Source organism: Billgrantia sp. Q4P2 (assembly GCF_052806135.1).
The window spans coordinates 20295-39887 of the sequence record NZ_JBRBAI010000013.1 but is presented as its reverse complement, the minus strand read 5'-3'; the positions used below and the strand labels follow the sequence as shown (position 1 = coordinate 39887).

Sequence of the window (19593 nt, the reverse complement as noted above, 5' to 3'; positions counted from 1 at the left end):
AAGCGGCTCTCCGATGATTGTCGGAAAAAGATCGAGCGAGCGTCGAGCGCCCGCCCGAAGCGATCAGAACGGTGAATCGGGGAAGTAGTACTGTTCAGCGTTCTCCTGGGTGATCAGCGGAGAGCCGAGAATGTATGCGCCGACCACCGGGCCGTTGGAGACGAAGTGCTGCACGGTGAGATCCATGGCGGTGGCAATCATCGCCGGTGGATAGAGTACATCGACCGGGACCAGCCGATCCCCTTCCATGACCCGGGCGATGATGTCCTTCATGCCCGCACCACCCACGATGAACAGCTCGTCCTCGCGACCGGCCTGGCGCACCGCTTCGATCACACCGAGGGCGATATCGTCGTCCTGCGCCCACACCGCATCGATGTTGTTGAAACGTGCCAGGAAATCCTGCATCACCTCGAAGCCATCATCGCGATTCCAGTTGGCGTGCTGCATATCGAGAATGTTGATCTCGGAGCCCTCGATGGCCTCCTGGAAGCCCTGCACACGCTCATCGTCGATCACCGTGGGGATTCCGCGCAGCACTACGATGTCGCCCTGCCCGTCGAGCTGCTCGCGAATGTATTCACCGGAGACACGCCCCAGCTCGTGGTTGTTGCCGGCCACGTAGAGATCCTCGATGCCCTCCTGCTCGAGACCGCGATCAACGACGGTGACGAATACGCCAGCGTCCTTGACCCGCCGTACCGGGTCGGTCAGCGGGCCGGATTCGAAAGGCAGCACCACCAGCGCATCGATGTTGCGCTGCGAGACCAGATCCTCGAGATCGTTGGCCTGTCCGCCCGGATCGCTCGCCGTGGTGATGGTGATGGAAATCTCGGGATAGAGTGACTCGAGGCGCTCCTTGGCCTGCTGAGCATGGAAGTTGACCCCACCGGTCCAGCCATGGGTGGCGGCAGGGATGGAGACGCCGATCGTGAACTCCTGAGCGACGGCGAAAGTGGGCAGTCCCAACACTGCAGCGGCAGCGAAGGCTGCTAGGGTCCTCTTGGTTGGCATGCTGATGCTCCTTAGCGGTTTGTGCTTGTTATGTGCTGCTACAAGAGCGCCTCATGGCGCCGACTTCCTCCACGATGCGCGCTGCAGGTACACCGCGACGATGATGATGCCCCCCTGCACCGTACCGTTGAGATAGTTGGAGATGGCATCGGTCAAATTGAGAATATTGCCGATCATGGTCAGCATGATCGCCCCCACGACCGTGCCCCAGATGCGGCCGTGCCCCCCCTTGAGCACGGTGCCGCCGATGATCACCGCAGCGATCGCCTCGAGTTCCCAGAGCACCCCGGTAGCGCCCGAGGCAGAGCCCAGCCGCGGCACATAGATGATGGTCGCCAACGCCACGCATACGCCCTGCAGCATGTAGGTCATGGTCTTGATGCGATCGACATGGATGGCGCTGTACTCGGCCACCTTCTCGTTGGAGCCGATGGCAAAGCAGTAGCGGCCGAAGCGGGTATGGTTGAGCAGAATGTAGCCGGTCACCGCCACCAGCAGGAACACCAGCACCGGAATCGGGATACCCATCAGATGACCGTAGTAGACCGGCCGGTAGAGGTCGCGCACCCCCCAGTCCAGCGACAGGGTTCCGCCATCGGCAAGGTAGGTCACCAGCGAGCGATAGATGCCCATGGTGCCGAGAGTGACGATGAAGGCCTCGATCTTGCCCTTGGTGGTCACCATGCCGTTGATGAAACCGGCGCACAGACCCAGCAGCAACGCGGCACCGATGCCCAACGACACGGTGGTCAGGCCGGGCCCGAACTGCTCGACCAGGCTGTTCATGAGAATAATCATCACCCCGGCGATGAAGGCCGCCATCGAGCCCACCGACAGGTCCAGCCCACCGGCAGTAATCACGAAGGTGGCGCCGATGGCAATGATGCCGATAAAGGCGCTGCGGGTGAGCATGTTGGAGAGGTTATCCAGCCCCAGGAAGGCGGGGTTGATCAACACCCCCAGCACCGCCAGGGCCAGCAGAGCGATGAAGGGGCCCCAGGTCTTGAGGTCGAAGGTGACTCGGCTCCGTACAAGCGATTTGCTGTCAGGCACGACGCTGTTCATCGACTCCTACCCCCTTGATCCCGGATGCGTACTGCATGATTTCTTGTTCGTTGATCTGCTCGCCATCGAGCACCCCCGTCAGCACCCCAGCGCACATCACCGCCACCCGATGCGAGAGGCCGATGAGTTCGGTCATCTCCGAGGAAATCAGGATGACCGCACGGCCGGCGTCGGTGAGTTCGCGCACGAAGTGGTAGATCTGGTGCTTGGTGCCCACGTCGATGCCGCGGGTCGGCTCGTTGATGATGATGATCTCGGGGTCGATGGACATGACCTTGGCCAACAGCAGTTTTTGCTGATTGCCGCCGGAGAGTTCGGCAGCGGTAGCCGCCTGAGTCCGCAGACGGATGTCGAAGCGCGCAACGGCAGCCTGAAAGGCTTGTTCTTCACGCCGCCGGTCGATCAGCGGCCGACAATAGGCACGCAGATTGAGCAGAGTGTAGTTAGGGCGCAGCCCCATGTTGAGCACCAGGCCCTTGCCCTTGCGGTCTTCGGTGAGATAGGCGATGCGATGACGCACTGCATCGCGCAGATGGCGCAGCATCACCGGTTGGCCATTGCGCAGCACTTCGCCGCCGCTGCGGGCACGCAGCCCCAGCACCGCTTCGATAAGCGCCGTGCGGCCGGCGCCGACCACCCCGCCGAAACCCAGCACTTCACCGCGGCGCAGGGTAAAGCTCGCTGCATGCACGGCGCCGGGAACCACGATGTCGCGCGCCTCCAGTACCACCTCCGCGTCGCTCGCCAGTGCGGTGCGCTCGGGATACATGTCGCTGATCTCGCGACCCACCATCAGCCGCGCCAGCGCTTCCTTGCTGCGCCCGGCCATCGGCCCGCTGTCGATCAGCCGACCGTCGCGCAGCACCGTGACCCGATCCGCGATTTGCTCGATCTCGCGCAGCTTGTGTGAGATGTAGAGGATTGCCACGCCGCGCTGGCGCAGGCGCTCGATCAGCGCGAACAGCACCTCGACTTCATGCTCGGTGAGGGTCGCCGTGGGTTCGTCCATGATCAGCACGCGTACATCGCGCGTGATCGCCTTGGCGATTTCCACCATCTGCTGATCGGAGGTGCTGAGATCCTTGACCCTGGCGCACGGATCGACCCGGGTCTCGAGTTCGGCCAGTGCCTCACGGCAGCGCTCACGCATGGCCCGGCGGTCGAGGAAGGGGCCGCGGCGCAGCTCACGCCCCAGAAAGATGTTCTCCTCCACGCTCAACTGCTCGGCCAGCGCCAGTTCCTGGTGGATCATCACGATCCCTTCCGCCTCTGCCTCACCGCTTCCGCTGAAGCGCTGACACTGACCGTCGACTCGTACCTCACCCGCATTGGGCGACAGATAGCCGGCGAGTATCTTCACCAGAGTCGATTTACCGGCACCGTTCTCGCCCAGCAGGGCATGCACCTCGCCGGGGTACAGCGCCAGGCCGATACCGAACAACACCTGATTGCTGCCAAAGGAACGATCGATGCCACGCGCCTCGAGCATTGGCGTGCGCTCAGGGTCCATCATCCCCACCCTCCGTCGACCGGGATGGCGGCACCGGTCAGTTGGGCACTGTCATCGGCGGCCAGAAACAGCACGGTAGAAGCCACATGCTCGGGTTTCAGCCGCAGCTTCAGGCATTGATGGGCCTGGATCGACGCCTCCTCCTCGGGGCCTATCCACTTCTGCAGCTGACGCTCGGTCAGGATCGAGCCGGGTACCAGGGTATTGACGCGGATACTGTAGCGCCCCAGGTCGCGAGCCAGGCTGCGTGTCAGGCCATGAACGGCGGCCTTGGCGGTGACGTAGGTCGACAGTTCGGGAATGGCCATCTGCACACTGATCGAGCCGAAGTTGATAATCGCGCCGCCGCCGGCCTCGATCATCTGGTGGGCCGCCGCCTGGGCGGCGAAGAACATCGGCCGCAGGTTGAGTGACATGCGCTCGTCCCAGTAGGCGACGTCGACCTCCTGCCAGGTATGGCGATCGTCGTTGGCGGCGTTGTTGACCAGGGTGTGGATCGGTCCCAGCTCACGACCGACCTCGGCGATCACCCCCTGCAGGGCCTCGATATCGCGAATGTCGCAGCGGCGATAGCGCGGCGCCCGCCCTGTCTCCGCCTGCAACACCTCTACCAGCGCCTGGCTGGCGGCATCGTCAATGTCGACGAAAACGACTCGGGCTCCCTGCAGGTGGAAAGCCCGGGTCAGCGCAGCACCGATGCCGCTACCGCCACCGGTAATGAACACCACCCGCTGCTCGAGACTGGGGTAACGCGCCGAGTCGTTGCTCATGGCCTCTCCACTTAGTTTTTTCTATTTACTAATTGGAAGATGGACACCACCGCAAAATGCAGCAATGCGACGTTGGTCTAGTCTTTGTTTATTCCTTGTCAAAGGGATAGTTACGCCCTATCAGGGAGCGCATTCCTACATCCTGTGGCGTAGATGATGGCTAGCAATTCGTTTACTCTTGAAACCAACTGATGGCATCCGTGCCCGGGAGAAACCCACGCGCCCTCCTCTCGAATGGCATCATCGGTGCGCGACCCAACGCGTCAGGCTTTCACTTTTCCGCGGTGCCCCTAGTGTGCCGTCAGCAGGATCTCATTCACATGACCACCAGTTACCAGCACAAGGCGGGCGACCTTCACTTCCTCAAGCGCCTCAATCGCAGCGCCATCCTCGAACTGGTACGTCGTACTCCCGGGCTCACCCGGGCCGATATTGCCACCCACGCACAGCTGACCAAGGCCACCGTCGGAGCCGGCGTGCAGTCGCTGCTGCACCAGGGCTGGCTGCGCGAGGGCGAGCTGCAGAAGAGCAGTGGCGGCCGCCCGGGGCGCGCCCTGCATCTCAGCGACGACAACCATGTGCTGCTCGGGGCCGAGGTGGGCGTACACGGCCTGCGCCTGGTCGCCTGCACTCTCTCCGGCCAGCTGCTCGAATCGCACCACGAGCATCTCGTGCCGACCACGCCGGAGGTCACCGCCGAGTTGCTTGCGCAGCAGTTGGATGAGCTGCTGCGCACCGCATCGGTGAAGGAACGCCACTGCCTGGGGCTGGGTGTCGCCCTGCCAGGCCCTATCGCGCCGGGCAAGTCCGTACTACGCCTGGCGCCCAATCTGGGCTGGCGCGACATTCGCTTTCTCGACCTGCTGCGTCCACACCTGCCGCACCTGGTAGGCACCTGGCTGATGGACAACGAGGCCAAGTCGGCGGCCTTCGGCGAACTCTATTTCCGCACCGGCAACATTCCCGAGTCGCTGATGTACGTCAGTGCGGGTACCGGGATCGGCAGCGGCATGGTCGAGGGTAGCCACCTGCCCTTGGTGGCCCGCGGCGTCCAGGGGTTGGCCGGCGAGATCGGCCACACCGTGCTGCAGCCCGGCGGTCTCTACTGCCATTGCGGCAACCGCGGCTGTGCCGAAACCCTGGTCAGCGGCTGGTCGATCCGCGCCGCACTGGGTATCGCCGAAGAGCAGGACCTCATCGAAACCCTGCTGCCCCGCCTGAACGACCCCGACGTACAGGTCACGCTGCGCCGGGCCGGCGAGGCGTTGGGCATTCTGCTGCTCAATCTTCACCATACCCACAACCCCTCCGAGATCGTGCTGGGCGGCTCGCTGACCCGGCTGGGCGAAGCGTTGCTCTCTCCCGCCCTCGACTACTTCAAGGCCAATCAGAACCGGCTGTTGGGAACGACCCAGCAGGTCCCGCTGCGGGTGATCGATGACTCCACCTTCGTCGCCGCCCGCGGCGCCGCGGCCCAGGTGCTGGCCAGTACCATCCATGGGCCGAGCGACCTGATCTGAACATTGGAGCCACGCCTGATCGACCAGTGTCGGGCCAGAGAGCTAAGTTAAGAGATTGAACTTATCCGATGCGTCACTCAGGATACCCCCGGGCGTCCTGCAAAGGCGCCCGGTGTACTGCCAGGCGCTGCCGCAGGATCTGCTGCCCGAGCCGCTGCGTGACGGCAACCCCTGGGGTGTGCCACGGTTGGTTGATGGCAAACACTCGATGGCAAACGCGAGGCATGAGACGTGAACGACGCTAACAAGACCACCGCTTATCTTCCCCAGGATGTGGAGCAGGCCCTGCTGGTGGGCCGCGTATGGCGTGACGACGGCCCCGTCCTGGTAGTGGTGCGCCGAGGGGAGGTGATCGACATCTCCGCCCAGTGCGACTGCATGGCCGATCTTCTCGACCGCGACGATGCCGCCGCCTTCGCGCGTAGCGTGGAAGGCGAGTCGCTGGGCCCTGTTGCCACTCTGCTGCAGAACTCCCTAGCCGAGCCGCAGCAAGCGCCCTACCTGCTCGCGCCCTGCGACGTGCAGGCGATCAAGGCCTGCGGCGTCACCTTCGCCGTGAGCCTGCTGGAGCGAGTGATCGAGGAGCAGGCCGGCGGCGATGCGGCCAAGGCCAGCCAACTGCGTGCCGAACTCAACGAGGTGATCGGCCAGGACCTGTCGCGCATTGCCCCGGGTTCCGACGAGGCCATGGCGCTCAAGACGGCGCTGCAGGCCCGCGGCGCCTGGTCGCAGTACATGGAGGTGGGCCTCGGCCCCGACGCCGAGGTGTTCACCAAGGCGCAGCCGCTCTCCTCGGTGGGTTTCGGCGCTCGGGTGGGCCTGCATCCGGCCTCGAAATGGAACAACCCCGAGCCGGAGATCGTGCTGGCGGTGGATGCCCAGGGCGAACCCAAGGGCGCCACGCTGGGCAACGACGTCAACCTGCGCGACGTCGAGGGCCGCAGCGCCCTGCTGCTGGGCAAGGCCAAGGACAACAATGCCTCCTGCGCCATCGGTCCGTTCATTCGGCTGTTCGACGAGAGCTTCACGCTGAACAGCGTACGCCAGGCCCACGTGACACTGCGCATCGAGGGCGAGGACGACGGCTTCCTGCTCGAAGGCGAGAGCGACATGCGCGAGATCAGCCGCGACCCGCTGGACCTGGTGCGCCAGACCGTCGGTGCGCATCACCAGTACCCGGACGGCTTCATGCTATTCCTCGGCACCATGTTCTCGCCGATCCAGGACCGCGACGGCGAGGGCCAGGGCTTCACCCACCATATCGGCGACAGCGTCACCATCGCCACCCCGGCACTGGGTGCCTTGGTCAATCGCGTCGACCGCTCCGACAGGCTGCCACCCTGGACCTTCGGTATACGCCAGTGGCGAGCCCATCGCCGCTAGGCTTCGTCCGGAAAGTGCCTGCGCTTGGCCATACGGCGTTAAAAATCAGCTCAAAGTACTCATTTACACCTCGTAAACTCCGTCTTTGGACTCGCGACATCCCTGTCGCTCGCTCTTCGAGCAGCGGAGCTGCCCAAATCGGCTTCCCTGCCGATTTGTCGCTGATTTTTGCCTTGCGACCCACAAGGATGTGGGAAGTGCGTTGGCCCGTAGGGAACGGGCCTAGCCCTGGCCTTCGCTCGCCGACTTTTCAGACGAAGCCTAGGCCTCGTCCGACAAGAGCCGACGCAGCGACAAGGCGGCATTTCCATCCTGTCGCTGCGACCTAGGCAGCATTGCCTATATGTTGAACATATGGCACTTTGCGAGGCAAATCATCGCCATGAGCTGCCATGACCGCCAAGCCGCCGAAGCGCCCCGCAAAGCCTGCCCGCCCCAGCGTGGTGGAGTATCTCGCCGAAGCCATCTTTTCCGGGCGCTACCAACCCGGCGACTTCGTCCCCAAGGAGATCGATCTCTGCGAGCAGTTCGCCATCAACCGCTCGGCGGTGAGGAGCGACCTGCGCCAGTTGGTCGACGTCGGCATCATCGCGCGAATCTCGGGCCACGGCTCCAAGGTGCGCGACTACGAGGAGTGGAACATTCTCGATCCTTCGGTGACCGAGTGGATGACCCGCTATGCCTCGCCCAACCCGCGCATCCAGCGTGAGATCCTGGCCTTCCGCCTGGACGTCGAGCCCTATGTGGCAATGACGGCCGCACGGCGTGCCAAGGCCCTCGACCTGGTCGCCATCGAGGAGGCGCTGGAGGGCATGAGCCGCTACCTGCATGCCGTGAGCGCAGAGGAGCGGCAGCGCTACAGCGAGCATGACGTCGCCTTCCACGTCGCCATCTTCAAGGCCAGCCACAACATCGTCTGGGCGCAGCTCTCGCATATCCTGCGCCCCTCGATTCACCTGCTGGTGGAAACCTCGAACGACAGTACCGCCGACCCCGTGGCCAGCTTCGAACGCCACCGCCGGGTGATGGAGGCGATTCGCGCCCGCCAGCCACGCGAGGCATTCCTCGCCGCCCGTGACGTGCTGCAGGGCACGGCCGACGCACTGGGCATCGAGCCGGGAGATGGGACATTGGGCAGTTGGCTCGAGGTGGAGCCCACCACTACGCCTTGAAGGCCGGCGAGTTCAGGCCGCGAACGCCAGGCTTCACACGGAACAGGCTGCCTGCCAGCGCCTCCTGGTCGCGACCGTCGGCCGCAGTAGTAATGTAGAGCTGCTCCAGCCCGGGTCCGCCGAAGGTGCAGGAGGTTACCCGCGAAGCGGGCAGTATCAGGGTTTCGTCCAATGTACCATCGGGCAAAAAACGGCTGACACGCCCGCCGCCCCAGTGGGCGACCCACAGGCCACCCTCGGCGTCGCAGGTCATGCCATCCGGGTAGCCCTGGGTACCGCGGAAGCGCAGGTGCTCGCGCTTGCCGCTCAGCTCACCGCCCGTCGCAAGATCGAAGGCATAGACGATGCCGGCCGCCGTGTCGCTGTGGTAGAGCGTCCCGCCGTCGGGGCTGACGGCGGGACCGTTGGCGACGCCGTAGCCAGAGTCGACCCGGCGCAGATTCGCGCCGTCGAGGCAGTAAAGGGCACCCCGGCCCGGCTCGCCGCTCTCCTTCTCATTCTCGCTCATGGAGCCGAACCAGAGCCGCCCCCGGGTATCCACCGTCGCGTCGTTGAAGCGATTGCCCACCGGCTCCTCGGGCGTGGCCCATTCGCCGACGATACGCGGCCCGTTCTCGTCGAGACGCAGGTGCACCAGCCGCGAGGCGAGCCCGGCGATGAAGCCGTCACCGTCGGCCCGCGGCGCCAGCCAGCAGCACGGCTCGTCGAGCTCCCAGCCGCAGGTCCCGCCGCTGGCATAATCATGCACATGCAGGGTACGCCCAAGAATATCGACGAACAGCAGTTGGCCGGCCGGCCCTCGCTCGGGGCACCACAGCGGGCCTTCGCCCAGCCGTGCCCTGCCCCGCCAAGCGCATTGGATCATCGAACCGTCCACCATGCGTCGCTCGCCTCCCAGCCGGCTCAATGCGAATGCCTCGGCACTTCGGCGCCACGCGACCCTCGCAGGAAATCGAAGTCGCAGCCCTCGTCGGCCTGCAACACCCGCTCGATGTAGAGCTGGCGATAGCCGCCGTCGCTGGCGATCCGGCGCGACTGGGCGGTGGGATCACTCTCGGCCAGGCGCGCCTCGAGCTCGGCATCGCCGATGTCCAGGTGCAGCGTGCCGGCACCGCAGTCGAGCTCGATCCAGTCGCCATCGCGCACCGCGGCAAGCGGCCCGCCGGCGGCGGCCTCCGGCGCCACGTGCAGCACCACGGTGCCGTAGGCGGTGCCGCTCATGCGCGCATCGGAGATGCGCACCATGTCGGTCACGCCCTGTTCGAGCAGCTTCGCCGGCAGACCCATGTTGCCGACCTCGGCCATACCGTGATAGCCGCGCGGCCCGCAGTTCTTCAGCACCAGCACGCTGCTGGCATCGACTTCGAGAGCGGGATCGTTGATACGCGCCTTGTAGTCGTCGAAGTCCTCGAACACCACCGCCCGGCCGCGATGAGTCATCAACTCGGGGCTCGCCGCAGAAGGCTTGAGCACCGCTCCGCGCGGCGCCAGGTTGCCGTGCAGCACGCACATGCCGCCATCTTCGCGCAGGGGGTTGTCCAGCGGGCGGATCACCTCGCCGTTGTAGAGCGGCGCGTCCTTGACGTTGTCCCACAGCGTCCTGCCGTTGACCGTCAGCGCTTCCTTGTGCGGCAGGAGCTCGGCCTCGCCCAGCCGGCGCAGCACCGCAGGCAGGCCGCCAGCATAGTAGAACTCCTCCATCAGGAAGCGCCCCGAGGGCTGCAGGTCGACGATGGTCGGCGTGCCGCGCCCGATGCGGCTCCAGTCGTCGAGGTCGAGCTCGACGCCGATGCGCCCGGCAATCGCCTTGAGATGGATCACGGCGTTGGTCGAGCCGCCGATCGCGGCATTGGTGCGAATGGCATTCTCGAAGGCCTGCTTGGTCAGGATCTTCGACAGGCGCAGATCCTCCTCGACCATCTCGACGATGCGATTGCCGGAGAGGTGCGCCAGCACGTAGCGCCGCGAATCCACCGCCGGGATCGCCGCGTTGTGCGGTAGCGAGGTGCCCAGGGATTCCGCCATGCAGGCCATGGTCGAGGCCGTGCCCATGGTGTTGCAGGTGCCCGCCGAGCGCGACATGCCGGCCTCGGCGGCCATGAACTCGTGGATCGATATCTTGCCGGCCTTGACCTGCTCCGACAGTTGCCAGACCACGGTGCCCGACCCGATGTCCTTGCCCTCGTGCTTGCCGTTGAGCATCGGCCCGCCGGTCACCACGATGGTGGGGATGTCGCAGCTCGCCGCCCCCATCAGCAGCGCCGGCGTGGTCTTGTCGCAGCCCACCAGCAGCACCACCGCATCCAGCGGGTTGCCGCGGATCGACTCCTCCACGTCCATGCTCGCCAGGTTGCGGGTGAACATCGCCGTGGGCCGCAGCAACGACTCACCGTTGGAGAAGACAGGAAACTCCACGGGATAGCCGCCCGCTTCCAGCACGCCCTTCTTGACGTGCTCGGCCAGCTTGCGGAAATGCGCATTGCAGGGCGTGAGCTCCGACCAGGTGTTGCAGATGCCGATGATCGGCTTACCCTCGAACTCGTGGTCCGGAATGCCCTGGTTCTTCATCCAGCTGCGGTACATGAAGCCGTTCTTGTCGGCGGTGCCGAACCACTGGGCGCTGCGCAAGGGACGCTTGCGGTCGGTCATACGAGGTCTCCTGAAACCGAAGGATCATGCACGCTGACGTCGGGTCTGCTTCCAGCGGTCGAACATCACCGCCAGCAGCAGGATCGCGCCGCGTACCAGGTACTGATAGAAGGTGGGAACGTTGAGCAGGCCCATGGCGTTCTGCACGCAGCCCATGATCAGCACGCCCACCAGCACGCCGGTGATGGTGGCCACGCCGCCGGAGAGCGCCACGCCGCCCAGTACGCAGGCAGAGATGACAGCCAGCTCCAGGCCCATCGAGGTGTTGGGATCGCCCAGCCCCATGCGCGAGGTGAGCAGCACGCCGGCGATGCCGGCCACCACGCCCTGCAGCCCGAAGACGATGATCTTGAGGCGGCGCACGTTGACCCCGGCCAGCGCCGCCGCCTCGGCGTTGCCGCCGGTGGCCAGCACGTTGCGCCCAAACGCGGTCATGTTGAGCAGCACGCCGAAAATCACGAAGCAGGCGATCATGGTCCACACCGGCAGCGTCAGTCCGAGGAAGGAGGCGCTGCCCAGGTCGAAGAACTCGGGCACGGTGATCATCACCGCATCGCCGCCGGAGGTGATGTAGGCCAGGCCGCGCACGAACTCCATGGCGGCGAGCGTGGCGATCAACGAATTGATGCCGAACTTCGCCACCACGAAGCCGTTGAAGGCGCCGACTGCGCCCCCGGCGAGCACGCCGCCGAGTACGCCGATCAAGACGCTGCCCGAGGCGGAAGTGACCACGGCGGCAACGACGCCGGCGAAGGCGACGATGGAGGCCACCGACAGATCGACCTCGCCCAGCGCCAGCACCATCATCATGGTGGTGGCGATGGTGCCGATCAGGGTAATGGAGAGCAGCAGGCCGACCATGTTGCGCCCGGTGAGGAAGCCGGGAATGAACACGGCCAGGGCGACGAACAGGATCACGAAGATGGCGATCAGCCCGGACGTATCGAGCAGGGTGCGCAGGGGCTTGGGCAGCCCCCGGCGCGGGGGCGCCGCAGCCGTGCTGCCATCTCCCCCCGCGAGCTTGTGGGTTGTCATGTGAAATCCTCTGATTGCACTTGTCGGTAAAGTCTTTTCGGTAAGCTCAAGCAGGCAGCGCCAGTCCCAGCAGGCGCTGCTGGGTGGCCTCCCGGCGCGGCACGATGTCGACCAGCGCACCGTCGCGCATCACGCCGATGCGATCGCAGATGGAGCTCACCTCGGCCAGGTCGCTGGAGATCACGACGACGCTCTTGCCCTGCTCGGTCAGCTCGAAGAGCAGGTTGTAGATGTCGCGACGCGCGCCCACGTCGATGCCGCGGGTGGGCTCGTCCATCACGAACAGATCGATCTTCTCGGCCAGCCAGCGCGCCAGGATCACCTTCTGCTGGTTGCCGCCGGAGAGCTTGCCGATGGGCGTGCGCGGCCCCGGCGTCTTGATGCTCAGCCGCCCGATGTAGTCCTCGGCATTGGCACGTTCGCGCCGCGGGTCGCGCAGCACCCCCCAGCGCTTGAAGAAGCGCCGGCAGCTGATGTTGAGGTTGTCGGCCACGCTGGCGACGGGAAAGATGCCCTGCGACTTGCGATCCTCGGGACACATGGCGATGCCCCGGCGAATGGCCTCACCGGGGCTGGCGAAGCGCCGTGCCACACCCTGGAAGCGCACCTCGCCCGACTTGGCGGTCTCGGCGCCACACACCAGACGCATCAACTCGCTGCGCCCCGCTCCCACCAGCCCGAACAGGCCGAATACCTCGCCGCGCTTCACCTCGAAGCTCACCGGTGCCTTGAGCCCCCTGCCCTCGATAGCGTCGATCTCGAGCATCACCTCGCCCTGCTCGCGCTCGCGGTAGCCGTAGACGTCCTCGATGTCGCGGCCGACCATCTCGCTGACCAGGGTGTCGTTATCCAGCGCATCGAGGTTCTCGTGGGTGCGGATGTGCTTGCCGTCGCGGAACACGGTGACCGCATCGCACATCTTGAAGACTTCCTCCATGCGGTGGGTGACGTAGAGCACCACGCGGCCCTCGTCGCGCAGGCGCTTGACGATGCGCTCGAGCTGGCGCGTCTCCTGCACCGACAGGCTGCTGGTCGGCTCGTCGAAGGCGATGATGCGGGCGTCGCGCAGCAGCGCGCGGCCGATCTCGATCATCTGCTGCTGGCCGATGGAGAGGTCGCGCACCTTGGTCGAAGGGTGAATGTTCCCCTCACCGAGCTCCTCGAGCATGCGCATCGCTCGCTCGCGCAGCCGCCGCCGGTCGATGAAGCCATGATGGGCCGGCAGTTGGCCGAGCAGGAGGTTCTCGGCCACCGACATGTTGGGCGCCAGTGTCAGCTCCTGATAGATGATCGCGATGCCCTGGCCGAGTGCCTCGCGGGCGTTGGCGAACACATGGCGCTCGCCGTCGATCCACAGCGCCCCTTCGCTGACGCGGTTGACCCCGCTGAGCACCTTGAGCAGCGTCGACTTGCCGGCGCCGTTCTCGCCCATCAGCGCGTGTACCTGGCCGGCATGGACACCGAAGCTGACCTTGTCGAGCGCCCGCACGCCGGGGAAGGCCACGCTGATGCCGTCGAATCGAAGAAAGGGTTCGGTCATGTCGCTCTCCCGTCACCGCGATACGTCACCTTCACAGCCCGAGTTCGGCGCGCACGTCCTGCCAGTTGTCGCGCGTCATCAGGGTGCCGGTGGTCTCGGTATTGGCTGGCGGCTCCTCGCCCTCGGTGATCCAGCGGTAGAGGTTCTCGGCGGTTTGCTGGCCATGCATGGTGGAACTCACCGCCACGGTGCCGTGGAAACCGGTCGGATTGCTGCGCGAGAACTCGGCGAAGGCTGCACCCGAGCCGTTGATGCCCACGCCGATCACGTCCTCGGCGGCAAGGCCGTACTGCTCGGTGGCACGCACGCCGCCCAGCACGCTCTCCTCGTTGAGGGCGTAGATGATCCAATGCTCGAACTCGCCGCGCTGGGAGATGACCGGCGAGGCGGCCGAGAAGGCGCTGCTGGTATCGGTGTTCTGCTGGGGCGCGTCGAAGACGTTCTCGGCGGGGAAGCCCCACTCCACCAGTGCGTCGGTGGCACCGTCGGTGCGCTCCTTGGCGGTGGGCAGCTCGTTGTTGGTGATGCGCAGGGCCGCGACCTCCTGCGGGTCCCAGCCGCGCGCCTCCATTTCGGCGGCAATCGCCTCGCCGACCTGCTGGCCGATCTTGTAGCCCGACATGCCCAGGTGCGGCACGCCCTCGAGCGGCTCACCGTTACCGTTCACGAACTGGTCGTCGACCGTGACCACCTTCATGCCGTACTGGTTGGCACGATTCATGATCGCCGAGCCCAGGCGAACGTCGGGCGGGCAGATGACGAAGCCCTGGGCACCTTGTGAGTAGAGGTTGTCGATGGCGCTGAGCACCTCCTGGCCGTCTTCGCCGCCCAGCCGGACGACGCGGAAGCCTAGCTCCTCCCCCACCTGCGTCGCGGCCTGCTGCTCGTTGATGAACCAGGCCTGCTCGGGCTTCTTGACGATGAAGCCGATACGGACGTCGTCCTGCGCCTGGGCGCTGCCCAGCGCTGCCAACGTCAAGGCGCCACCCAGCGTCAAACGGGAAAGTGTGGTTGTGATTGGCATGTGTCGTCTCCTGCTGCGGAGGGTTGTTGTTGTCGCAGCGACGCGGTCGTCGCGGATACAGCCGCTACAGTAGACAGCCCTGACATAACCAACCAATATGCGTTAGGCAAAAAATCAATATACAAAAACATATCGACAGACGAAGCAGAGAGGCGCCATGCGCACCCTGAACGACGACTGGTTCCTGCAAGCACGACTAAAGTTGCGCCATCTCCAGCTCTTTCGCGCCCTCGACGAGCATCGCAACCTGCATCGCGCGGCCGCACGGCTGGGCATTAGCCAGCCGGCCGCCTCGAAGCTGTTGAGCGACGTCGAAGCCCAGCTGGGCGTCAAGCTGTTCGACCGTCATCCACGCGGGCTCGACCCGAACTGGTACGGGGAGGTCATGGTCCGGCATGCCCAGGCCATGCTTTCGGAACTGCACAACACCGGCGAGGAACTCAATGCCCTGTTCGAGGGCAATGCCGGCAAGGTGGCCATCGGCACGGTGATGGCGCCTGCGGTGACGCTGCTGGCCAGCGCCATCGAGCGGGTGCATCGAAGCCACCCCAGGCTCAAGGTCAGCGTCGAGGTCGACGTCAGCAAGCGACTGGTGCCGAGGCTGCTGGAAGGCGAACTCGATTTCGCCATCACGCGGATACCGGCCGGCTTCTCGTCCGAACCGTTCGTGTTCGAGGAGATCGGGGAGGAAGAGATCTGCTTCGTGTGTCGCGAAGGACACCCGCTCTCGGGGGCAGAACCGCTGACGCTGGAGGCCATGGCTGCCTATCCCTGGGCGCTCCAGCCCCAGGGAGCGCTGATGCGCCAGCGGGTCGACGCGCTGTTTCTCTACCACGGTGTCGAGCCGCCAGCGCAGGTCGTCGACACCACCGACATACTGGTGGCGCTGGCCCTGATCGACCGCTCGGATACGATCACGGCCACCACGCGCCAGGTGGCCGAGCTGCTGTGCGCCCCGACGCGCTTTCGCATCCTGCCTTTCAGTCAACGGCTCAGCGTGCAGCCGTTCGGCCTGGTAAGCCTGCGCCGCCGTCGCCCCTCCCCGGGGGCGGCGACGCTGATGGGCATGTTGCGGGAACTGGTAGCCCATCAGCGCCAGCAAGGACTCCTCTAGGGAAACACCGCGCAAATGGCTGCGCTTCTCCCCTACCTCACTCGATAAAGGGCTCCGTCGGTTCTCTCCAGGCAGCGAGGCAGGCGTCCGCCACATGGCGCAGCGGGGCCAAGTCCACATCGCTGCGACGCTGTCGGATCAGTTCGGCGAATCGGGCGTAGAGGCCCGGGTACTCGCGCTCCTCGGCGTCGAGCAGGCACTGGCCGTCGATCTCCAGCCGGCGGCCGCCCTGCAGTAGGCTGAGGCGCCCCGCATCGGTCTCGACGTGAATGCTCCAGATCGGCGGGCTCGGCTGGCGAAAATCGAAGTCGGCCACGATCGGCGTGCCCTCGGTATCGCTGAAGGTCAGCGCCGCAGCGATGGGCGCCTGGCAGTTGCTCGGCACCCACAGCCGCGCATCGCGCAAGAAGAAGGCGCGAGGCAGAATCTCGGTGGCGATCGACAGCGCGTTGATCCCGGGGTCGAACACCCCCATGCCGGCCGGCTCCCAAATCCACGCCTGCCCGGGGTGCCACACCCGCACGTCCTCCCGCCAGTCGATCTCGACCCGCTTTATGCGCCGCTCCCTCAACCAGTCGCGAGCCTCCGACACGCCCGGGGCGAAGCGTGAATGCCAGGCGGCGAACAGCGTGCAGCCCTGCCGCTCGGCCAATTCGACCAGATCCGCCACCTCGCTCAGGGTCGCCCCGGGCGGCTTCTCCAGCAGCACGCTCCTGCCCTGCTCCAGCGCGATGCGCGCCTGGGAGTAGCGCAGATGTGTCGGCGTACAGATGGCCACCGCTTCCAGTTCGGGGTGCGCCTCTAGCATCTCGCCCAGGGCGGCGTATCCGGGCACCGCCGCATGGCCCGTGTGAGGGTCTGCCGTTGCCACCAAGTGGAAATCGTGGCTTTCGGCCAGGGCCGGCAGGTGCTGGTCGCGGACGATCTTGCCCACCCCGACCAATCCTATGTTGATGGCAAACATCACGTTTCCTTCCTTTTCGAGCGCCAGTCGCTGCGGACAGCTTGAGAGAGTTTTATACGAAAGTACAAATTGAACATGACAAACAATATGTTGAACATACACCCCGTGCAATTCATCCACCAGCTGTCATGGCCGCCGTCTGGTCGTCGGGGGAATTTATCCAGGAGAACTATGCATGCGCTTGATTCAATGCGAACACCAAGGCCAGGTCCGTGCAGCCCGGGTCGAGAGTGACCGTGAGGTCCGCCTGCTCGATGCCGACACCTACACGCTTGCCCGACGCGCCATCGCCACGGGTCAGTCGCTGGCCGACGCCGTCGAGGCAGCGCAGACAGAGACCCGCCTCGACTACCAGCAACTGATCGACGAGAAACGCCTGCTGCCGCCACTGACCCACCCCGACCCGGCGCACTGCCTGGTGACCGGCACCGGCCTCACCCACCTGGGCAGTGCCGACACGCGCTCGGCCATGCATGCGAAAACACAGATGAGTGAAGCGGAACTCACCGATTCCATGCGCATGTTCAAGCTCGGCGTGGAGGGCGGCAAGCCCGCCCCCGGCGAGACCGGCGCCCAGCCGGAGTGGTTCTACAAGGGCGACGGCGACTGCATGGTCGCCCCGGAAACCGAGATCCCGGTGCCCGCCTTTGCCGCGGATGCCGGCGAGGAGCCGGAGCTGGCCGGGCTCTATGTGATCGGCGACGACAGCCGGCCCTGGCGGGTCGGCTACGCCATTGGCAACGAATTCTCCGACCATGTGACCGAACGCTTCAACTACCTGTGGCTGGCCCACTCCAAGCTGCGCGCCTGCAGCGTTGGCCCGGAACTGTGGGCGGGTGAGCTGCCCGACCACCTGGAAGGCGTCAGCCGCATCGTGCGCGGCGGCGAGACCGTCTGGGAGAAACCGTTCCTCACCGGCGAGGCCAACATGGCCCACAGCCTGGCCAACCTGGAGTATCACCACTTCAAGTATTCGGGCTTTCGTCGTCCCGGCGACGTGCACGTGCACTTCTTCGGCACCGCCACCCTGAGCTTCGCCGACGGCGTCCAGACCCGCGACGGCGACCGCTTCGAGATCAGCCTGACCGAGTTCGGTCGCCCCCTGCGCAATCCACTACGCTTTGAGGCGAACAGTGTCCCTATCGACGTGAAATCGCTTTAGGGGTGCAACAGACAAGGAGTTTATTTATGACCCTGGAAGGCAAGATGCTGATCGGCCGCGAGGCCGTCAGCGGCAGTTCCACGCCCATCAATGGCGTCAATCCCGCCACCGGCGAGACGTTGGAACCCACTTATGTCGGCGGTAGCAAGGCTGAGGTCGAACGCGCCTGTGAACTGGCCGAGGCAGCGTTCGGCACTTACCGCGAGACCACGCTGGAGCAGCGTGCGGCGTTTCTCGAGACGGTCGCCTCCGAGATCGAAGCCATCGGCGACGCATTGATCGAGCGCGCCATGGCCGAGACCGGCCTGCCCCGGGCGCGCCTCGAGGGCGAGCGCGGCCGTACCTGCGGCCAGTTGCGTCTGTTCGCTTCCGTGGTGCGCGCCGGCGAATTTCTCGATCTGCGTATCGACCCGGCCCTGCCCGAGCGTCAGCCGCTGCCCCGCGCCGACCTGCGCCAGCGCCACATTCCGCTCGGCCCCGTCGCGGTGTTCGGTGCCTCGAACTTCCCGCTGGCCTTCTCGGTGGCCGGCGGCGATACCGCCTCGGCGCTGGCCGCCGGCTGCCCGGTGATCGTCAAGGGCCACTCCGCCCACCCCGGTACCTCGGAGCTGGTCGGCCGTGCGGTACAGCAGGCGGTGGAGAAGTGCGGCCTGCCCGAAGGGGTGTTCTCGCTGCTGTTCGGCTCGGGCAGCGAGATCGGCCAGGCGCTGGTCAGTGACCCGCGCATCCAGGCGGTGGGCTTCACCGGCTCCCGCGGTGGCGGCACGGCGCTGATGAAGACCGCGCAGTCACGCCCGCAGCCGATCCCGGTCTACGCCGAGATGAGCTCGATCAACCCGGTGCTCCTGCTGCCCGAGGCCCTCAAGGCACGCGGTGCCCAGCTCGCCGAGGGCTTCGTCGCCTCGCTCAACATGGGCGCCGGGCAGTTCTGCACCAACCCGGGCCTGGTGATCGCGGTGAAGGGTCCCGCGCTTTCCGCCTTCATCGAGGCCGCGGCGGATGCGGTGAAGCAGAGTGGCGCCCAGACCATGCTCACCCCGGGCATCCACGCCGCCTACGAGCAGGGCGTGGGCCGGCTGGCGAGTAACAGCAAGGTCAGGGAAGCGGCCCGCGGCCAGGTGGGCGAGTCGGCCCATGCCTGCCAGGCGGGGCTCTACGTCACCGCAGCCGAGGCGTTTCTCTCTGATCCCGAGCTGCAGGAAGAGGTGTTCGGCGCCACCTCGCTGGTGATCGAGTGCGCCGACCTGGAGGACGTGAAGCGCGTAGCCGGCCAGCTCGAAGGCCAGCTCACCGCCACCCTGCAGATGGACGACGGCGACCTGGACGCAGCGAAACAACTGCTGCCGATCCTCGAGCGCAAGGCGGGTCGCATTCTGGCCAACGGCTGGCCCACCGGCGTCGAGGTGTGTCACGCCATGGTTCACGGCGGGCCCTACCCGGCCACCTCCGACAGCCGTACCACCTCGGTGGGCAGCGCGGCGATCTTCCGCTTCCTGCGCCCGGTGTGCTACCAGGCCCTGCCCGAGGGCCTGCTGCCCGAGCCTCTGCGTGACGGCAACCCCTGGAGTGTGTCGCGGCTGGTCGACGGCAAGCGCGAGGTGTAGCGCCAAGCCCATAAATGTTCTGGAACCTTTGGCGGCCTGCGGGCCGCCTTTTTTGCTTGGGCGAGGC

Annotated in this window: 16 protein-coding genes; 6 read left to right on the top strand and 10 right to left on the bottom strand. The window is 65.7% G+C overall.

The features are described from left to right. Positions 1-63: 63 nt before the first annotated feature. The 4 genes from ACUY1T_RS18940 to ACUY1T_RS18925 are packed head-to-tail and all read right to left on the bottom strand — an operon-like array spanning position 64 to position 4359. Positions 64-1014, bottom strand: a complete 951-nt coding sequence (locus tag ACUY1T_RS18940; RefSeq protein ID WP_446025110.1) for an ABC transporter substrate-binding protein — start codon at positions 1012-1014, stop codon at positions 64-66. Between the two features lie 51 nt (positions 1015-1065). After that, positions 1066-2067 (bottom strand): ABC transporter permease, encoded by a 1002-nt coding sequence (locus tag ACUY1T_RS18935; RefSeq protein WP_446025109.1) that lies wholly within the window; start codon positions 2065-2067, stop codon positions 1066-1068. After that, on the bottom strand, positions 2060-3592 hold the full coding sequence (locus tag ACUY1T_RS18930) for a sugar ABC transporter ATP-binding protein (protein ID WP_446025108.1): 1533 nt from the start codon (positions 3590-3592) through the stop codon (positions 2060-2062). Before ACUY1T_RS18930 ends, ACUY1T_RS18935 begins: the two co-directional genes overlap by 8 nt. Continuing rightward, positions 3589-4359, bottom strand: a complete 771-nt coding sequence (locus tag ACUY1T_RS18925; RefSeq protein ID WP_446025107.1) for an SDR family NAD(P)-dependent oxidoreductase — start codon at positions 4357-4359, stop codon at positions 3589-3591. Before ACUY1T_RS18925 ends, ACUY1T_RS18930 begins: the two co-directional genes overlap by 4 nt. 320 nt (positions 4360-4679) lie before the next feature. Between ACUY1T_RS18925 and ACUY1T_RS18920 the strand changes: the two genes are divergently transcribed. The 3 genes from ACUY1T_RS18920 to ACUY1T_RS18910 all read left to right on the top strand — a co-directional run bounded on the left by ACUY1T_RS18920 (position 4680) and on the right by ACUY1T_RS18910 (position 8434). Next, the gene (locus tag ACUY1T_RS18920; protein ID WP_446025106.1) at positions 4680-5879 is read left to right on the top strand and encodes an ROK family protein; all 1200 of its coding nucleotides are present in this window, start codon (positions 4680-4682) and stop codon (positions 5877-5879) included. Between the two features lie 231 nt (positions 5880-6110). Continuing rightward, positions 6111-7262: a fumarylacetoacetate hydrolase family protein gene (locus ACUY1T_RS18915; protein ID WP_446025105.1), complete on the top strand. Its 1152-nt coding sequence runs from the start codon at positions 6111-6113 to the stop codon at positions 7260-7262. A 392-nt stretch (positions 7263-7654) separates the two neighbouring features. Further along, positions 7655-8434 (top strand): FadR/GntR family transcriptional regulator, encoded by a 780-nt coding sequence (locus ACUY1T_RS18910; protein ID WP_446025104.1) that lies wholly within the window; start codon positions 7655-7657, stop codon positions 8432-8434. Here ACUY1T_RS18910 and ACUY1T_RS18905 read toward each other — a convergent pair. Genes ACUY1T_RS18905 through ACUY1T_RS18885 form a run of 5 tightly spaced genes read right to left on the bottom strand, consistent with a single transcriptional unit; the run spans position 8424 to position 14682 of the window. Further along, entirely contained in the window at positions 8424-9299 is an 876-nt protein-coding gene (locus ACUY1T_RS18905; protein ID WP_446025103.1) for an SMP-30/gluconolactonase/LRE family protein, read from the bottom strand. The two genes, ACUY1T_RS18910 and ACUY1T_RS18905, sit on opposite strands and share 11 nt — an antisense overlap. Positions 9300-9337: 38 nt before the next feature. Beyond that, a complete protein-coding gene (locus ACUY1T_RS18900; RefSeq protein ID WP_446025102.1) occupies positions 9338-11083 on the bottom strand; it encodes an IlvD/Edd family dehydratase in 1746 nt (581 codons plus the stop codon). A 24-nt stretch (positions 11084-11107) separates the two neighbouring features. Further along, the gene (araH, locus tag ACUY1T_RS18895) at positions 11108-12118 is read right to left on the bottom strand and encodes an L-arabinose ABC transporter permease AraH (RefSeq protein WP_446025101.1); all 1011 of its coding nucleotides are present in this window, start codon (positions 12116-12118) and stop codon (positions 11108-11110) included. 46 nt (positions 12119-12164) lie between these two features. Beyond that, complete coding sequence (gene araG, locus ACUY1T_RS18890) at positions 12165-13658, bottom strand: L-arabinose ABC transporter ATP-binding protein AraG (protein WP_446025100.1); 1494 nt, start codon at positions 13656-13658, stop codon at positions 12165-12167. Between the two features lie 31 nt (positions 13659-13689). Further along, positions 13690-14682, bottom strand: a complete 993-nt coding sequence (locus ACUY1T_RS18885) for an arabinose ABC transporter substrate-binding protein (protein WP_446025099.1) — start codon at positions 14680-14682, stop codon at positions 13690-13692. A gap of 157 nt (positions 14683-14839) precedes the next feature. Between ACUY1T_RS18885 and ACUY1T_RS18880 the strand changes: the two genes are divergently transcribed. Continuing rightward, positions 14840-15796: a LysR substrate-binding domain-containing protein gene (locus tag ACUY1T_RS18880; protein ID WP_446025098.1), complete on the top strand. Its 957-nt coding sequence runs from the start codon at positions 14840-14842 to the stop codon at positions 15794-15796. A gap of 37 nt (positions 15797-15833) precedes the next feature. On the opposite strand, the gene ACUY1T_RS18875 is transcribed toward ACUY1T_RS18880, so the two are convergent. Beyond that, positions 15834-16760: a Gfo/Idh/MocA family protein gene (locus ACUY1T_RS18875; RefSeq protein WP_446025097.1), complete on the bottom strand. Its 927-nt coding sequence runs from the start codon at positions 16758-16760 to the stop codon at positions 15834-15836. A 175-nt stretch (positions 16761-16935) separates the two neighbouring features. Between ACUY1T_RS18875 and araD1 the strand changes: the two genes are divergently transcribed. Then, complete coding sequence (gene araD1 / locus ACUY1T_RS18870) at positions 16936-17922, top strand: AraD1 family protein (RefSeq protein ID WP_446025096.1); 987 nt, start codon at positions 16936-16938, stop codon at positions 17920-17922. 26 nt (positions 17923-17948) lie between these two features. Beyond that, positions 17949-19526 carry an aldehyde dehydrogenase (NADP(+)) gene (locus ACUY1T_RS18865; RefSeq protein ID WP_446025095.1) on the top strand — a complete coding sequence of 526 codons (1578 nt, stop codon included), beginning with the start codon at positions 17949-17951 and terminating at the stop codon, positions 19524-19526. Positions 19527-19593: the final 67 nt, after the last annotated feature.

Bases quoted from the DNA above. Each gene is read 5' to 3' on its own strand.
- ACUY1T_RS18940 (WP_446025110.1), bottom strand. From the start codon at position 1,014: ATGCCAACCAAGAGGACCCTAGCAGCCTTCGCTGCCGCTGCAGTGTTG.
- ACUY1T_RS18920 (WP_446025106.1), top strand. From the start codon at position 4,680: ATGACCACCAGTTACCAGCACAAGGCGGGCGACCTTCACTTCCTCAAG.
- ACUY1T_RS18885 (WP_446025099.1), bottom strand. From the start codon at position 14,682: ATGCCAATCACAACCACACTTTCCCGTTTGACGCTGGGTGGCGCCTTG.
- araG (WP_446025100.1), bottom strand. From the start codon at position 13,658: ATGACCGAACCCTTTCTTCGATTCGACGGCATCAGCGTGGCCTTCCCC.
- ACUY1T_RS18880 (WP_446025098.1), top strand. From the start codon at position 14,840: ATGCGCACCCTGAACGACGACTGGTTCCTGCAAGCACGACTAAAGTTG.
- araD1 (WP_446025096.1), top strand. From the start codon at position 16,936: ATGCGCTTGATTCAATGCGAACACCAAGGCCAGGTCCGTGCAGCCCGG.
- ACUY1T_RS18875 (WP_446025097.1), bottom strand. From the start codon at position 16,760: ATGTTTGCCATCAACATAGGATTGGTCGGGGTGGGCAAGATCGTCCGC.
- ACUY1T_RS18905 (WP_446025103.1), bottom strand. From the start codon at position 9,299: ATGATCCAATGCGCTTGGCGGGGCAGGGCACGGCTGGGCGAAGGCCCG.
- ACUY1T_RS18865 (WP_446025095.1), top strand. From the start codon at position 17,949: ATGACCCTGGAAGGCAAGATGCTGATCGGCCGCGAGGCCGTCAGCGGC.
- araH (WP_446025101.1), bottom strand. From the start codon at position 12,118: ATGACAACCCACAAGCTCGCGGGGGGAGATGGCAGCACGGCTGCGGCG.
- ACUY1T_RS18900 (WP_446025102.1), bottom strand. From the start codon at position 11,083: ATGACCGACCGCAAGCGTCCCTTGCGCAGCGCCCAGTGGTTCGGCACC.
- ACUY1T_RS18925 (WP_446025107.1), bottom strand. From the start codon at position 4,359: ATGAGCAACGACTCGGCGCGTTACCCCAGTCTCGAGCAGCGGGTGGTG.
- ACUY1T_RS18930 (WP_446025108.1), bottom strand. From the start codon at position 3,592: ATGATGGACCCTGAGCGCACGCCAATGCTCGAGGCGCGTGGCATCGAT.
- ACUY1T_RS18910 (WP_446025104.1), top strand. From the start codon at position 7,655: ATGACCGCCAAGCCGCCGAAGCGCCCCGCAAAGCCTGCCCGCCCCAGC.